This window comes from Deinococcus aquatilis DSM 23025 (assembly GCF_000378445.1).
GTDB lineage: Bacteria > Deinococcota > Deinococci > Deinococcales > Deinococcaceae > Deinococcus > Deinococcus aquatilis.
Genome location: NZ_KB899726.1, coordinates 39,975 through 55,609, shown reverse-complemented (window position 1 = coordinate 55,609; position 15,635 = coordinate 39,975). Strand labels below are relative to the sequence as shown.

The 15,635-nt window shown below is 62.7% G+C and carries 15 protein-coding genes; 12 read left to right on the top strand and 3 right to left on the bottom strand.

The window, feature by feature from the left end; genetic code table 11:
* Positions 1 to 74: 74 nt before the first annotated feature.
* The 3 genes from F561_RS25710 (at position 75) to F561_RS27290 (ending at position 4,070) form a co-directional block, all read left to right on the top strand.
* The gene (locus tag F561_RS25710) at positions 75 to 533 is read left to right on the top strand and encodes an HAD family hydrolase (protein ID WP_083922496.1); all 459 of its coding nucleotides are present in this window, start codon (positions 75 to 77) and stop codon (positions 531 to 533) included.
* 348 nt (positions 534 to 881) lie between these two features.
* Complete coding sequence (gene hrpB, locus F561_RS0116335; RefSeq protein WP_019011041.1) at positions 882 to 3,428, top strand: ATP-dependent helicase HrpB; 2,547 nt, start codon at positions 882 to 884, stop codon at positions 3,426 to 3,428.
* Positions 3,429 to 4,070: a class I SAM-dependent methyltransferase gene (locus tag F561_RS27290; protein WP_019011040.1), complete on the top strand. Its 642-nt coding sequence runs from the start codon at positions 3,429 to 3,431 to the stop codon at positions 4,068 to 4,070. It begins immediately after the preceding gene.
* A 15-nt stretch (positions 4,071 to 4,085) separates the two neighbouring features.
* Here F561_RS27290 and F561_RS0116325 read toward each other — a convergent pair whose 3' ends face one another.
* Positions 4,086 to 4,553 carry a DUF4188 domain-containing protein gene (locus F561_RS0116325; protein ID WP_019011039.1) on the bottom strand — a complete coding sequence of 156 codons (468 nt, stop codon included), beginning with the start codon at positions 4,551 to 4,553 and terminating at the stop codon, positions 4,086 to 4,088.
* A 150-nt stretch (positions 4,554 to 4,703) separates the two neighbouring features.
* Between F561_RS0116325 and F561_RS0116320 the strand changes: the two genes are divergently transcribed.
* The gene (locus F561_RS0116320; RefSeq protein WP_019011038.1) at positions 4,704 to 5,258 is read left to right on the top strand and encodes a PadR family transcriptional regulator; all 555 of its coding nucleotides are present in this window, start codon (positions 4,704 to 4,706) and stop codon (positions 5,256 to 5,258) included.
* Positions 5,259 to 5,422: 164 nt separating this feature from the next.
* Here the strand turns inward: F561_RS0116320 and ddrA are convergent, their stop codons facing one another.
* Together ddrA and F561_RS0116305 are read right to left on the bottom strand one after the other, a co-directional pair.
* Positions 5,423 to 6,022: a single-stranded DNA-binding protein DdrA gene (gene ddrA, locus F561_RS0116310; protein ID WP_019011036.1), complete on the bottom strand. Its 600-nt coding sequence runs from the start codon at positions 6,020 to 6,022 to the stop codon at positions 5,423 to 5,425.
* Between the two features lie 155 nt (positions 6,023 to 6,177).
* Positions 6,178 to 7,752: a S8 family peptidase gene (locus F561_RS0116305; protein WP_019011035.1), complete on the bottom strand. Its 1,575-nt coding sequence runs from the start codon at positions 7,750 to 7,752 to the stop codon at positions 6,178 to 6,180.
* 915 nt (positions 7,753 to 8,667) lie between these two features.
* On the opposite strand from F561_RS0116305, the gene F561_RS0116300 reads away from it, so the two are divergent.
* From F561_RS0116300 to F561_RS0116265, 8 genes are all read left to right on the top strand, one after another.
* Positions 8,668 to 9,126: a TetR/AcrR family transcriptional regulator gene (locus tag F561_RS0116300; protein WP_083922494.1), complete on the top strand. Its 459-nt coding sequence runs from the start codon at positions 8,668 to 8,670 to the stop codon at positions 9,124 to 9,126.
* Positions 9,127 to 9,308: 182 nt separating this feature from the next.
* On the top strand, positions 9,309 to 9,935 hold the full coding sequence (gene hisB, locus F561_RS0116295) for an imidazoleglycerol-phosphate dehydratase HisB (protein WP_019011033.1): 627 nt from the start codon (positions 9,309 to 9,311) through the stop codon (positions 9,933 to 9,935).
* Entirely contained in the window at positions 9,932 to 10,585 is a 654-nt protein-coding gene (gene hisH, locus F561_RS0116290) for an imidazole glycerol phosphate synthase subunit HisH (protein ID WP_019011032.1), read from the top strand. The genes hisB and hisH overlap by 4 nt, the downstream gene beginning before the upstream one ends.
* A 237-nt stretch (positions 10,586 to 10,822) precedes the next feature.
* Entirely contained in the window at positions 10,823 to 12,805 is a 1,983-nt protein-coding gene (locus F561_RS0116285; protein ID WP_019011031.1) for a 1,4-alpha-glucan branching enzyme, read from the top strand.
* Positions 12,792 to 13,070 carry a hypothetical protein gene (locus F561_RS0116280; protein WP_019011030.1) on the top strand — a complete coding sequence of 93 codons (279 nt, stop codon included), beginning with the start codon at positions 12,792 to 12,794 and terminating at the stop codon, positions 13,068 to 13,070. Before F561_RS0116285 ends, F561_RS0116280 begins: the two co-directional genes overlap by 14 nt.
* 75 nt (positions 13,071 to 13,145) lie before the next feature.
* Positions 13,146 to 14,123 (top strand): FAD:protein FMN transferase, encoded by a 978-nt coding sequence (locus F561_RS0116275; RefSeq protein ID WP_040381009.1) that lies wholly within the window; start codon positions 13,146 to 13,148, stop codon positions 14,121 to 14,123.
* Positions 14,124 to 14,305: 182 nt separating this feature from the next.
* Positions 14,306 to 14,869 carry a DUF2271 domain-containing protein gene (locus F561_RS0116270; RefSeq protein ID WP_026298989.1) on the top strand — a complete coding sequence of 188 codons (564 nt, stop codon included), beginning with the start codon at positions 14,306 to 14,308 and terminating at the stop codon, positions 14,867 to 14,869.
* Between the two features lie 58 nt (positions 14,870 to 14,927).
* Entirely contained in the window at positions 14,928 to 15,563 is a 636-nt protein-coding gene (locus F561_RS0116265; RefSeq protein WP_245556553.1) for a PepSY-associated TM helix domain-containing protein, read from the top strand.
* The last annotated feature ends 72 nt before the right edge of the window (positions 15,564 to 15,635 follow it).

Sequence of the window (15,635 nt, the reverse complement as noted above, 5' to 3'; positions counted from 1 at the left end):
CATCGGCGGCGTCGCTTCGCCCTCCGGGTTCAACTCATTGCCGCGCTCTGCAACCTGACCCGAGCCTGCCCGTCATGACTTTCGCAAGAGGTCTATTATTCGGGGATTTTCGGCAACACAAGGCAAGTTCCGCTCAACTTATGCCTTACGCCCTTGACCTTCTGCATACTCTGCGCCAGAGCGGTCTGAAGCTCTCCATTATCACCAATGGGCGTACTGAAGGTCAGGCATCTGTTCTGGAGCAATTGGGATTACTGCCCCTGATAGACGATGTGCTGATCAGTGAGGAAGTGGGAATCAGCAAACCCGATCCGCGTATCTATACGCTGGCGCTGGAGCGGCTGGGCGTGTCGGCGGCAGAAACGTGGTTCGTGGGCGACTCCCCCAAAAATGACGTGTGGGGGCCGCAACAGGTCGGCATACGGGCGGCCTTCCTGCCCACCGGACACGCCCTGAACGGAGAAACGCCAGATGCTGTGTTGCGCGATCTGCGGGACGTATTGCGGCTGGGTGGGCTGCCTGCTCTGGCGTAGAAGACGGCGCACGCAACCGGAGCGCGGGAAGGCTTCTTGATTCCTGTTGGGCTGAGCAACGTTCAGGGATCGTACGACCCCCCAGTCGGCTTCGCCGCCAGCCCACCTTAAAGGGGAGCACCTCTCTCTTGTCCTCCCCTTTAAGGGGGGGCGTTGCGTCAGCAACGGGGGGGGGTTGGGTTGCCCCAGCCTTCAAAGTCCGGGCGTTGCCGCTTTGGGTCTGATGTTCTCGCTCTTGCCCCGGTTGTCATGCGCCGCGTCCTTTGCAGGACAGCAGAGGTGTATAGAAGTTGATGAACTGGTATTTCAATATCTGGCTTCCAGATCTGCCCGCCCTCCCGCGCTAGCATGCCCGCCGTGTCCGACCCTTCCAGCTCTCTCCTGCCCCCCACCGACCTGCCGATTGCCGAAGTGATTCCGGCGGTGCAGGCGGCGCTGCAAGTGCATCCGCTGGTGGTGGTGCAGGCCCCGCCCGGTGCGGGCAAAAGCACGGCGCTGCCGCTGGCCTTGCTGCACGAGCCTTGGCTGGCCGGACAACGGGTCGTGGTCTTGCAGCCCCGGCGGGTGGCGGCGCGGGCGGTGGCCTCGCGGATGGCCGAAACGCTGGGCGAGGAAGTGGGCCAGAGCGTGGGCTACCGCGTGCGCTTCGAGTCGCGGGTGTCGGCGGCCACGCGCATAGAGGTTGTCACCGAGGGCATCCTGACCCGCCGGTTGCAGCGCGATCCCGAGTTGGCGGGCGTGGGGCTGGTCATTCTGGACGAGTTTCACGAACGCAGCCTGAACGCAGATCTGGCGCTGGCCCTGCTGCGCGAAGTGCAGGAAGCCCTGCGCGACGATCTGCGCGTGCTGGTCATGAGCGCCACCCTGAACGCCGATCTGCCCGCCCGCCTGAATGCGCCGCTGATCGAGAGCGCGGGGCGGGCCTACCCGGTAGACGTGCGCTATCTGGCGGCAGACCCGGTGGGCCGGATAGAGGACGCGGTGGCGCGGGCCGTGCGCTCGGCGCTGGAGGCCGACCCCGGCGACATTCTGGCCTTCCTGCCGGGAGTACGCGAAATTCGGGGAGCCGCCGCGCAACTGGCCGATCTGGAAGCTGCCGGAATCGCGGTGTTGCCCCTGTACGGAGATTTGCCGTTGGCGGCGCAGCGGCGGGCGCTGTTACCTGATCCGGGCGGGCGCCGCAAGGTGGTTCTGGCGACCTCGATTGCCGAAACCAGCCTCACCATCGCGGGCGTGCGGGTGGTCATCGACGGCGGGCAGAGCCGCACCCAGCGCTTTGATCCGGCCTCGGGCCTGTCGCGGATGCTGACGGGACGGGTCACGCGGGACAGCGCCACACAGCGGGCAGGACGGGCCGGACGCACGGCACCGGGGGTGGCCTACCGCCTCTGGAGCGAGCGCACCCACGCCCTGTTGCCCGCCGCCAGCCTGCCCGAGGTGCTGGAAGCCGACCTTGCCCCGCTGACGCTGGAACTGGCGCAGTGGGGCACCCCCGACCCCGCCACATTGCACTGGTTGGATGTTCCGCCCGCGCCCCGTGTGGCCCTCGCCCGCACGCTGCTGCACGATCTGGAGGCACTGGACGAGGCCGGAAAGGTCACGGCAGCCGGGGCCAGACTGCTGGACTTTCCGACCCATCCCCGGCTGGCGCACCTGCTGAGCACCACCGAAGACCCAGCCCTGGCCGCCGACGTGGCCGCCCTGCTGGAAGAACGCGACCCCCTGCCCCCCGGTTCCGGGGCCGACCTGACAGACCGGGTGGCGGCGCTGCGGGCATGGCGGCGCGGCGAACGCGGCACTGAACTCAGGGGAGCAGATACAGCCGTGCTGGAGCGGGTGGAACGCCTTGCCAAGCAGTGGCGCACGCTGCTGAAGGTACGGCCCGAATCCGGCTCCCCGAACGCCTATGACGTGGGCGCACTGGTGGCGCTGGCCTATCCCGAACGGGCGGCACTGGCCCGCGAGGACGGACGCGGGCGCTTTTTGCTGGCGGGTGGGCAGGGCGCGGCGCTTCCCGAAGGCGACCCTCTGGCCGGAGCTGCGGCGTTGGCGGTGGCCCATCTGGACGCCACACCGGGAGCTTGGGCAAAGGCGGCAGGCAGCGCCGAGGGCCGGATTTTTCTGGCTGCCCCGCTGGACCGCGCCGCACTGGAAGCCCGCGCCGAGGCCGCCGACGTGGTGCGCTGGGATTCACGCACGGGCACACTGATCGCGGAGAGGCAACAGCGGGTGGGCGCACTGATTCTGAGCAGCCAACCCCTGCGCGACCTCCCTGCCGGGGCGCGGGCCGGGGCACTGGCCGGGGCCATCCGCGCCGAGGGGCTGCATCTGCTGAGCTTTTCGCCGGAAGCCGCGCAGTTTCGCGCCCGTGCAGAGTCGGTGCGGTACTGGCGACCCGGTGAGGACTGGCCCGATTTGTCGGATTCGGCGCTGCTGGACACGCTGGAAACGTGGCTTGGCCCGTATTTTGGCAGCGCCCGCAGCCGCGACGATCTGGGCCGACTGAACCTCCTGCCCGCGCTGCAAGCCCTGTTGCCGTGGCCCCTGCCCGTGCAACTGGACGAGCTGGCCCCCACACATCTGACCGTTCCCACCGGAAGCCGCATCCGGCTGGAATACCGCCCCGGCGACGCGCCGATTCTGGCCGTCAAATTGCAGGAATTGTTTGGGCTGGAGCACACGCCCACCGTCAACGCGGGCCGGACACCCGTGCTGCTGCACCTGCTTTCGCCTGCCGGACGGCCCGTACAGGTCACGCAGGATCTGCGCTCGTTCTGGAATTCCAGTTACTTTGAAGTCCGTAAGGATCTGCGGGGCCGTTATCCCAAGCACCCCTGGCCCGATGATCCGTGGACGCACGCCCCGATGAAGGGCACCAAAAAACGGGGCGTGTAGGTGCGCCGCGTCTGGTCACAGCTTGCCGCCGCCCTCTACGGCCCGGTGGCGTGGCGGCGAGCGGCAGACCTGACGGGCCGAATCGCGCCGCACCTTACGGGCGGGCAGGTGCTGGACTTGGGCGCAGGCTCCGGCCATACCGCTGCTCTGCTGAGGCTCTGGCACGGCTTTTTCGTCACGCTGCTGGACGTGCCGCCGCACCCCGGCGCATTCGGTCAACGCTGGATCGCCCAGCCGATTGCCGCGCTGCTGGCGCACAAGTACGGCCTGCCGCGCCGCAGCTATGGCGGCCATACCATTCCCTTTCCAGACCAGAGCTTTGACACCGTAGTACTGGCCTTCGTGCTGCACCATTGCCCCGACCCCGAACGGGTGCTGCGTGAGGCTGTGCGCGTCTCGCGGGGGCGTTTGCTGGTGCTGGAAGACACAGAAACCACGTCCCATTGGGCCGATGCCCTGATCAATCTGGAATGGGGCCACCCACAGCAGGAACGGACGCGGGCCGAGTGGCTGACCTTCTTTGCCCGCTGTGGCCTGAGCGTGCAGCACCAGCAGGACTGGACTTCCTGGTACGGGGTGCGGGTGGCGCATACGCTGTTCGTGTTGGAGCGTGAGGTGGGCCGCGAGGTCGGAGCGGGATAGAGCGGCCAGCAAGAACTACACAGCGGGCGGGCTGATTCGTCCTGCCGCCGTTTCGCGCCTCCCACTGGCAGGCACCAACCGTCCGGCCCGTCCCAGCCCGAAAGCGGGCATATCGACATATACGGTTTCGTATTGCCCCGCTGCCACACGGTAGGTTTCGTGCCAGATGCCCACGGCTCCCCTGGCCCGGCGAGCGTTCTGGTTGAAGGCCCGCCACGCAGGCAGATGCTCATGCTGGCGCGACTGGGCATAGGCGTTGAGATGTTCGGTGCTGCGCCAGTACTGAATGAGTGTCATCCCGGCAAAGTGCCCCCCCAGCAGGCCGAGTTCCGGCTGCTGACCCAGTTCACGCAGCATTCTGGGCATGGCCCGGATCACAGGTAGCCAGGCAGAAACCTTCCACGGCGCGTTGATCCGTAGACCGATCAGAAACACCACGAAGTCACCTTCCAGTTCTGCCGTGAGGCGTGTGGGCGAAGTCATGCGGGCCTGCTCTGCTGCGCGGGTAGATCACTCGGCTTCGTCTTCGGCTCATCGCAATTCCGTTTCATTTCGCCTTCTCCTTCACCGCAGATCACCATCCAATCTGAATGGTCTATTCTGGACGGTCTGAAGTGAGTGTATGCTCTTGCCATGTCAGATGCAAGTGTTTCTTTGACGCCTGCCAATGCCGCCGACGAGCAGGCCGCGCTCGGGCCTTCGGCCTATATCGTGCTGGGGCTGCTCGGTCAGTACGGCTCCGGCACCTCCTACGATCTCAAGCGCTGGGCCGACGAATCGGTGGGCTATTTCTGGACCTTTCCCAGATCGCAGCTCTACGCCGAACCTCAGCGCCTAGTAGGGTTGGGGCTGTTGCAGGAGACTCAGGAAGACAGTGGGCGGCGCAAACGCACCTACAGCATCACGCAGGCCGGACGTTCGGCGCTGGCCCACTGGCTCTCGCGCCCAGCTGGATTTCCCGAGTTGCGTGACGCGGGGCTTCTCAAACTGTTTTTTGCCGGACAGGGGCCACCACACCTGCTGTCTCAACTGGCCCAGGAGCAACTGAACCTGCACCGCGCCCGCCTGGCTGAGTACGAACAGCAGGCGGCCTGCGTCCCAGAGGGCAGTTTTGAGGCGCAGCCGCTCCGGATGGGCCTGCTTTACGAACGGGCAAGCCTGGCCTTCTGGGCCGAACTCCTGGCCTGAACAGAGCGAAAAGAACCCCGCCACCGATCAGACGGCAGGCGGGGTGGTTTTCGGTTGAGCGTCAGTGTTCAGGTCTTACAGCATCCGGGCCAGTGCGCCGCCCAGCAACATCAGGCCGAGGACGGCCAGCATGACCAGTCCGGTCTGACGGGATGTGGGCGAATTCATGCCGCCTGCCCGGTGCCCTGGCTGGGGTGAATGCTGCCCAGCGCGGCTTTCAGGTGCTTGTACACCTCGCGCTGAAGATCGAGGTCTTCGGGAAGTTCATAGCGCAGTTGCTCCATCGCCTGCACCAGATGCGCTCCGCCGGGGCTGCGTTCGTGGTCGGGGCGTGCCCATTCGGGCAGTTCGGGCGGGGTCACGGGTTCGCGGCGGCTGTCGTTCCAGTCGGTCCAGACTTTGGGCAGGTCGTACAGGTAGCGCCCGATCCCGAAATGCACGGCGCAACGCTTGAGGGCGTCGCTGCTGGCGGCCTTCAGCGTGCCGAGGTCGCCTTCCGGGGCTTCTCCGATATCTTCGCGAATCACGCCCAACACGGTCAGGCGGCCCTTGACGGTGGGGCGAGCCGCACCAGCAATCACTTCAATTTCAAAGGTCCAACCATCCGGGCAGATGGCGTCGAGGCGGTCCTGGACGGCGCGGGCATCCACATGGGCCAGCATCAGAGCGCGGGTGCGGTCTTTGGTGAATGCTTGCGGTTTCCACGCCACCAAATGAGCGGGAAACGGGGCTTGGAGTCGTTTCTGAACATCGCTCAGCTTCATGCATTTAGTTTATAACAGAATTCTATTACGGTCAAGACAGAATAGGGCGGCGAATATTCTGCACATGCACATCTCTCCCTCACGTCAGTCATCCAAACGAAGGGCGGGATTCAGGCGCACCCACACGCCGAATCCCGCCACACAGGAGAGAAAAACTACTTGGTTTCTACCAGCGTGTAATTGCCGCTGCCCGTGTAGCCGTACACTTCCCAGCGGTAGGTGCCGCTGCTGGCCGCGTAGGTGATGACTTCGCTGCTGCTGCTGCCTTCGCTGCTGGCGACATCGGCCCAAGCGCTGCCGTTGTATTTTTGCAGGTACAGGTCGAAATCGGTGCCGCTGGCCGCGCTGAGGGTGCCCTTGAGGGTGCCGCCCGCGTAGCTGAAGCCGCCAGTACCGGGCTTATAGCTGCTGGCCTTGTTGGCGACGCTGCCCGTGTAGGTGGTGGTCGTGCCGCTGGGCGGAGGCGTGGTGCCGCCCGTGCCCGTGTACAGCAGGCGGTTGGGGCTGCCCGTGCCCGCACCCGTGACCTTGTTCGGCGTGCTGGCATTGATCAGGCTGGAGGTGATGGCGCTGGTGGTGGCGCTGGGCGTGCCTTGCAGCAGCAGGGCCACGGCTCCGGCGACATGCGGGCTTGCCATGCTGGTGCCGCTGATGGTGTTGGTGGCGGTATTGCTGCCGATCCAGGTGCTGGTGATGTCGCTGCCGGGGGCAAAGATATCCACGCAGGTGCCGTAGTTGCTGAAAGAGCTACGGGCATCGGTGCGGGTGGTCGAGCCGACCGTGATGGCGCTGGCGGCGCGGGCAGGGCTGACGTTGCAGGCATTCTGGTTCTCGTTGCCTGCGGCCACCACCATCACCAGATTGCGGGAGGCTGCCGAGTTCACAGCGTCGTCCACAGCCTGGCTGGCACCCCCGCCGAGGCTCATGTTGGCAACGGCTGGCCCGCTCTTGTTGGCAACGGCCCAGTTAATGCCCGCGATCACGCCCGAGTTGGAGCCGCTGCCCGAGCAGTCCAGCACCTTCACAGCCACGAGTTTGACGGCTTTGGCGACGCCCCAGGTGGCACTGCCCACCGTTCCGGCGACGTGTGTGCCGTGGCCCTGGCAATCCGAGTTGTTGCCGTCACCGGTGGCATTGGTGCCCCACACGGCCCGCCCACCGAACTGGGTGTGGGTGGTGTTGATGCCCGTATCGATGATGTAGGCCGTGACGCCGCTGCCAGTATTGGTATAGCTGTAGCTACCGTTCAGGGGCAGGTCGCGCTGGTCTATGCGGTCCAGGCCCCACGTCGCGCCCGTCTGGGTGGCATTGGCCCGCACCACACCGTCCTGCTCGATATATTTCACACGCGGATCGGCCCGCAAGGTTTGAAGGTTCTGGGCGCTCAATTTGCCCGCAAAACCCTCGATGGCCTGCGTGTACACCTGCTGCACCGTCACGCCCTGCGGGTCGAGCGACAGGGAGCGGATCAGACTTCCAGCGTTCTGGGCGCTCAGGCCCTGCGCACTCAGGCTGCCTTCACTCATGACCACGATGTACTGGCCGGGAATGGCGTCTGGGCTGGAGGTTCCCAGAAGCGGGGCAACCCCGCGGTCGGCTCTGTTGGGGCCGCTGGCCTGCGCCGCATCGGGTGCAGCAACGGCAGTTTCAGCGGGTTGGGAACCGCAGGAGGCGAGAAGCAGGCTCAGGGCGAGGGTGCAGGTTGCCGCAGTAAGGGTAAGACGTGCCATCACAAAACCTCCGGGGGGATGGAATGCGTGTAAAACCTATGAATTATGCCGACGCGGGAGGTCTATCACGTTTAGAATCGGGCACCTTCCACAAACGACTAGGCAACTTATCAAATGCAATCCTGCTTATTGCATTTGAAACACCAATCCTATTTATTCCAATCAGATGGAAGAATCTGACCCCTCTCTCCTATCAAATCAGTTTTGATGAGAAGCCAAAAATTTAAGCTGTGATCTGGGTGTGATGCATAAAATATCACCTTATGACTGTACAGATTCTATTCTATTTTGATAGAAAATACATAAGAATGGTCTGATTCTGTAGATTTCTACACTTAGCCTAAAAGATCTGGGCCGAATCCTCCTGCCCCGATTTTCCGACAACAGCAATGCCTCATGAGAGACGGTAAGACTCATGATGGTGCTGCGCCTTAAGCACTGAAGGTCAAGGAGTCACCTCAAATCTCAGGCACGGAATTAAATGACTATCCATGTGGGATATTTCACTCACATTTTCGTGAATAGCCGTCAAAATAGGATGAATCCTTCACAATAGCTCAGGCCTGGACAGAAGCTATACGGACGCTTCACCCTTTCTGCTCTCAATTTCACGCCCTTCTATTGGATGAGTTCTAATGACCCTGTATTCATCTAGGTGTTCAGATTCGATTCATTACAGATTGCACTGAATGACCCAGTGACCATCTCAGATCAATGCATTACTTTACACAAAATTTCCGATCGTTAATAAGTCTAAAAGTTAACTTTCCGTCTCGATCAGATTCCATTCTAAAGCCAACTTCATCTTATTGGATAGTTATTTCCGCTTCAAAGCCACACAATGACTCAACAGGGCAGGTATCCTACTGTTCAGCTGCATGACTGAAGCAGTGTTCAGCAGAAAGGTGGTTCAATATGAAAATATCCGATCCCATGACAGAAGAACGCTCCAAACGTACCCGCGCCCGCTCTCCGCAGGCCAAAGCTGCTATGCGCACCCGGCTTCTCGATGCGACTCTGGCTTCCTTGCATCATGCGGAAGGCTGGAGTGTCAATGCCGCCGCACGCGAAGCAGGGCTGAGTAAGGGCACTGTTTATCTCTATTTCGATAATGCTGCCGCGCTCTATATCGCGTTACTTAAGGAAGTGATTGAAAACCGCGACAACACTCAGGAAGCCGCGCTCGTGTTGCGTCATGCCCATGTGTTGGCCGATGCCAGCGAAGATGAACGAATGGAAGCGGCCCGCCTCGTCAAAATATTGGAATCGCGTCTGACCGGGCAACCCGCCCCCGATGACGGCAACTGGCCTGCCTGCGCAGCCCTGATCGGCAGCACGATTTTCAAAGAAAGCGGCCTGCGCGAACTGTTCTAAGCCAATTTTTAGATTAACTAAGCAGAGCGAGAGCGCTCAATAAAATGCGCCAAACATAGTGCAGCCAGATTGTCCTGACAGACAGTTTGGCCGCACTATGTTTTGGCTGGCCCTGTTTCGCATGATCCAGGCTGTCCATGCTATTGCCCATGCAACCCACTCTTTCCGCCGTAGCATGAGGTATGAGTCACCCGGCCACTCCCCATTTCCCGACTTCCGCTTCTGGCCGCAGTAGCAGCGTCAATCGCCGCACCAGTGAAACCGATATCACGGTGAACCTGAATCTGGACAGTGTTTCTTTCGAGCCGCCCGCCACTGGGCACGGGTTTTTCGACCATATGTTGGACGCCCTGGCCCGCCACGCCCGAATAGGACTGAGCATTCAGGCCACCGGAGACCTGCACATCGAGCCTCATCACCTGATTGAGGACACCGGAATTACGCTGGGGCAGGCACTGGCGCAGGCTCTGGGCGACCGCAAGGGCATCGAACGTTACGGCAGCGCCTTTGTACCGATGGACGAAACTCTGGCGCATGTGGTGCTGGACCTGTCGGGCCGCGCCCACCTCGCCTTCGAGACGGAGACGCTGGACATCTGGGGCACGGCGGGCGGCATGACCCACTACCACCTGCGCGAGTTTTTGCGTGGATTTTGCAACCACGCGGGGGCCAATCTGCATGTGCGCCTGTTGGCAGGCCGCGAGGCACACCACGTCATAGAGGCGATCATGAAGGCCTTTGCCCGTGCTCTGCGCGACGCCGTGCAGGTCACGTCGGATCAGGTGGCAAGTACCAAAGGGAGCCTATGACCGCCCTCAACCGTCCGGAAGTCCTGCTGCTCGATTACGGCGCGGGCAACGTTCGCAGCGCCGCCAAAGCCCTGGAACGGGCCGGGATGACCGTCAAGATCAGTGCCGACCCCGCCGATGTACCCGCAGCCCGTGCTCTGGTGGTGCCGGGGCAGGGCCATTTCCGGCAGGTCATGGAAGCCTTCGAGAACAGTGGATTTCACGGGCCGGTGATGGCGGCCGCGCGGGCTGGAACGCCCCTGCTGGGCATCTGTGTGGGCATGCAGATGCTGCTGACCGATTCGGAAGAAGCGCCGGGGGTGGCGGGCCTAAACCTGATCCCCGGTACGGTTCGCAAGTTCGAGGCCGTGCCGGAACGCAAGGTGCCGCAGATGGGCTGGAATACCCTGCAAAGTGTGGGCGACAGCGCCCTGCTGCGCGGCCTGCCTGCCCCGGCACATGCCTACTTCGTGCACAGTTATTACGTGCCCGCCACCGTGCAGGTGGATCACGGCGCACTCACCGATTACGGCGTGCCGTTCTGGGCGGCCTTCAGCGTGGGCAATCTGCACGCCACACAGTTTCATCCCGAAAAAAGTGGCGCGGTGGGGCTGGCAATTCTGGAACGTTTCCGGCGCAATGTGTTGGAAGGAGCGGCAGAGAAAAGCTGATCCTGGGGCGACGACACCGGAGATTCAGCCAGTGCCGCACCTCCTGTCTTTGCGCGGGGCTGCGGCGCTGCTGTTGCTGTCCAGAGCCATCCCACGCCGTAGCTGTCTCAGTCGAATGATCCCCGCTGATCATCACGGCTGCTGATCAGCGACCCGTTTCTCCATAAAGTCTTCATCTCCGCTGGACGTATGCACGCCGCGCCTTGCCCAAGTCCGGCTGACCGCTACACTCGCAGCATGAGTCAAACCTTGCCATTGGATCATGGGCATCTTCAAAAGCTGGTGACATCCGATCTGGTTCGCCCCGATCAGATGTTGGGCGCACACCAGGTCACCGAAAACGGCGTCGCGGGCGTGCGCTTCGGCGTATGGGCACCCAACGCCCAGCATGTCAGTGTGGTAGGGGATTTTAACGGTTGGAACGGTTTCGACAACGCCATGCAACGCCTGGAGTTCGGCTTCTGGGGTGTCTTTGTGCCTGCCGCGCTGCATGGTCAACGTTACAAATACCGGGTCACGGGGGCCAGCGGCCTGACCGAAGACAAGATGGACCCTTACGGCACGTTTTTTGAGGTGCGCCCCAGCACCAGTTCCATCGTGTGGGATCAGCCCTACGAGTGGCAGGACGACGCCTGGATGCAGGCCCGCACCCAGAATTTCGACCGCCCAGTGAGCGTGTACGAGGTCCATGCACCTTCTTGGGCCAAGCGTGACGACGGCTGGTTCCTGAATTACCGCGACCTCGCGCACCGCCTCGGCGAATACGCCAGCTACATGGGCTATACCCACGTCGAACTGCTCGGCGTCATGGAGCACCCGTTCGACGGTTCCTGGGGCTATCAGGTCACGGGCTACTACGCGCCCACGAGCCGCATGGGCAGCCCGGAAGATTTCAAGTACCTCGTGGATCACCTGCACTCACTGAATATCGGCGTTTTGCTGGACTGGGTTCCGGGTCATTTTCCCACCGATGCAGCGGGCCTCGCCAGCTTTGACGGCGGCCCCCTGTTCGAGTATGCCGATCCCCGCAAGGGCTACCACAACGACTGGAACACCCTGATCTTTGATTACGGGCGCAATGAAGTCGTGATGTTCCTGATCGGCAGCGCCCTGAAATGGTTGCAGGATTTCCATGTAGACGGCCTGCGTGTCGATGCGGTGGCCTCCATGCTGTATCTGGATTTTTCGCGCACCGAATGGATTCCCAACATTCACGGGGGCCGCGAGAACCTTGAGGCCATCGCCTTCCTCAAGCGCCTGAATGAGGTCACGCACCACCTCGCTCCCGGTTGCATGATCATCGCCGAAGAGAGCACCAGCTTTCCGGGCGTCACCACGCCCTCTCCGCATGGTCTGGGCTTCGATTACAAGTGGGCCATGGGCTGGATGAACGACACGCTGCGTTACTTTGAAGAAGACCCCCTGTGGCGCAAATACCACCACCACGCCCTGACCTTTTTCAATGCCTACCGCACCAGTGAAAACTACGTGCTGGCGATCAGCCATGACGAGGTGGTGCACCTGAAAAAATCGCTGGTGGCGAAAATGCCCGGCGACTGGTACATGCAGCGGGCCAACTACCGCGCCTTCCTGGCGATGATGTGGACGACTCCCGGCAAAAAGCTGCTGTTCATGGGGCAGGAATTTGCCCAGCCCACCGAATGGAACCACGATGCGGGCCTGCCCTGGCACCTGACTGACGTGCCCGACCACCGGGGCATCATGAATCTGGTGCGCCGCCTGAACGCCCTGTATGTGGGCCGACCCGACTGGCACGCGGGCGATACGATGGATGCAGGCCTTCAGTGGATCAGCGCCGACGACGTAGAGAACAGTGTGTATGCGTATATTCGCCGTGATCCGGGCAGCGGAGCCTGGTCACTGGTGGTGGCCAACATGACGCCCGTGTACCGCGACCTGTACCCGGTCGGCGTGCCGGAAGCCGGAGAATACCGCGTGCTGCTGAGTACCGATGACGGCGAATACGGCGGCTTCGGCACCCAGCAGCCCGACCTGACGGCCAAGGCGGAAGGCTGGAACGGCCAGAGCCACCACCTGCGCCTGAGCCTGCCGCCGACCAGCGTGCTGGTGCTGGAACCTGTAGAGACGGCAGAAGTCCTGACCACCACACTCAGGAGCAAGGGTACGGTGAAAAAAGCCGTAGAAATCGAAGCCATGCTGCCCAAGTCCAAGCAGGTCACTTCTATTGAACCCGTCTGACCCACCGCGCAAAGATGGCCCGGACGCCCTGACCATTGCCAGCTTCGTGCTGCTGGGGCTGGTGGCCGTGGCGCTCCTGCTGCCGCTACTGGGTGGCCCCACGCCCAGTCCTTATCTGGTGATCGTCCTGCTGGTGGGGCGGCTTGGCGTGCAGTTTCTCCGTTCGCGCCATGATCCGAACCTGCGCCGCCCGGCAAGTTGGGCCTTCGATGTAATCCTGATCGGACTGCTGTTTTATGTGGCGTCCAATCAGCCGGGGGGGTGAAGGCCCAGCCCCAGGAGTTCCCGACTGTTGGCTGAGTTGCGCTGATCTGCACACCGATCAGGCAAGATGAGCGGCATGTCATTTGCCCGCCTTCTGTTGTCCCGTTTACGGCGTCCACACCGCCTGCACAGCGTGTACGAGCGCCTACTGGGAACAGAAGTCGAGCTTCAGATCGTGGCCGGAACCTCTGCACAGGCCCGGCACGCAGAGCAGGCGGCCCTGGCTGAATTGGAGCGCCTGACTGGAATCTTTAACCGATTCGACCCCACCAGCGAGCTTCGGCGCTGGCTGGCACAGCCTTACGTGCCTACCCAGCTCAGCCCGGAGTTGGTGCGGGTGTTGCAGGAAGCTGACCAGTGGCGCAGGAAAACCGGGGGCGCATTTCATCCGGGCGCAGATGCGTTTGGAGCGCTCTGGAAGCAGGCCGAAACTCAGGGCCACCCCCCCGACCCCGCTGCCCTGACCGAACTGGCCGCCCAGTTGCAGGCCGCGCCGTGGACACTGGACGGCCACTGCGCCACCCTGCACGCAGCCTACCCGCTGGGGCTGAATGCACTGGCAAAGGGATATATCGTAGACCGAGCCGCCGAAGTCGCCTTTGCTCTGCCGGGTGTGCAGCGCGTGTTGGTCAATGCGGGCGGCGATCTCAGAACGCTGGAGCTTCCGGGTCTGCGTTCTTCTGGGCTGACTGTTGATGTGGCCGACCCCACCACCACCCGCGACGACGCCCCCGCCGTGGCCCATGTGCAGATCAGCAACGGTGCGCTGGCAACCAGCGGAAACGCCCACCGGGGCTATCAGGTGGGCGGAAGGTGGTTTTCACATGTCCTCGACCCCCGCAGCGGGCAACCTATAGAGGCCGTGCAGGGCGTCACCGTCACCGCCCCGACCTGCCTGACTGCTGACGCCCTCGCCACTGTTCTGAGCGTGCTGCCCATTTCTGAGGGACTGGCCTGTGTAGATGCCACAGCAGGCGCGGCGGCCCTGATCGTGACAGCAGATGGAACGCAGCACCGCAGCCAGCGTTGGGGGCAGAAAACCTCTGGGGCATAAACTTCCGCGCCAAATGGCGGTCTTCAAGTTCCGGTCAGCCAAGTACGGCACACTGCCCACACGCCGTACGGCGGCCCTCTTTCTTTAACATTCATCAAACCGGGCCGTGACATGTTCAGGCGTAGGCCCGACACAGGCGCACCACATCCATCCATCCTCTTGCCAACCCCCGGAGAACGACTGTGAATTCACCCACCCGACGCAGCTTTATAGGCAAATTGGCTGCTGCCAGCGCCGCACTGACCCTGACCCGCTTTTTGCCCGCGCAGGCCGCCGCAGCCTCCCCCACCACCAAAAAATGGGCGACAGGCATGGCCCTGAGCGTCGCCTTCACGGTCGCCACCCAGGCCACCGGACGGGTCAAGCGGCCCTATGTGGCCGTCTGGATCGAAGACATGCAGGGCAACCCGGTTCGGACCCTGACCATGTGGACGCAGCAGAGCCGTATGAATCCGCGCTGGTTGGGCGAGTTGCGCCGCTGGTACAGAGAAAACAGCGCTCTGGTGGCAACCGTCAGCAGCGCCACCCGCAATCCGGGATCATATGCGGTGGCGTGGGACGGCAAGACCGACAAGGGTGCAATTGCCGCGCAGGGGGAATACTACGTGTGCATCGAAACGGCACGCGAACACGGCCCCTACAGCCTGGTCCGCGAAAAAGTGACGGTGGCCGCCAGCGCCTTCAAGAAGACCCTCGGCGCAGATCAGGATATCGAGGCCGCCAGCGTGAGCTTCGGCAAAGCCTAAGGATGTGGCTCCTCGTAGGGCAGCGGGCCTGATGTCGAGTTCGAGCAGACCGGGCAGTTTGCCTTCAGATACAGCGGCCCCCAAGAGTGTCCCCGCCCGCCGACCACGCTCGCTGAAGGCCCGTACACATGTCTGGATGCGCTGGCTGCACACCTATACCAGCATGATCAGCCTGCTGGTGGTACTGTTTTTCAGTCTGACTGGGATTACGCTGAATCACCCGGATTGGGCTTTTGGCAACGCCGAAACTCGCCGCGAAACCACTGGCACCCTGCCCACCGGCTGGATCGAGGGAACAGAAGTGAACTGGCTGACGGTGGCCGAGGAACTTCGTGCTCAACAGGGTGTGCATGGCCGTGCCGGAGACACCCGCCTGGACGGAACGGAAGCCAGCCTCTCGTTCAAGGCTCCGGGATACAGCGCCGACGCCTTTATCGACACAGCGACCGGAAAGTACACCCTGAATGTGCAGGCGCAGGGCGGCGTAGCCGTGCTGAACGACCTTCACCGGGGCCGGGATGCAGGTCCTGCATGGGCCTGGCTGATCGACCTCAGCGGCGTCTTTTTGACGGTGGTGTCTCTGACCGGACTGGGCATCTTGCTGTATCTCAAGAAGAGCCGCGTGAAGGCGTTGGCGGCGATGCTCGGAGCAGGTGTGTTGGTGGTCGTGCTGGCACGGTTGGCCCTGAGCTGAGGGGACACAGCCCTCTAGACCTCTCCCCTGCGCCTGCTGATCTGGCCTCTTCTCTCTGACCTGCCCGCCGCG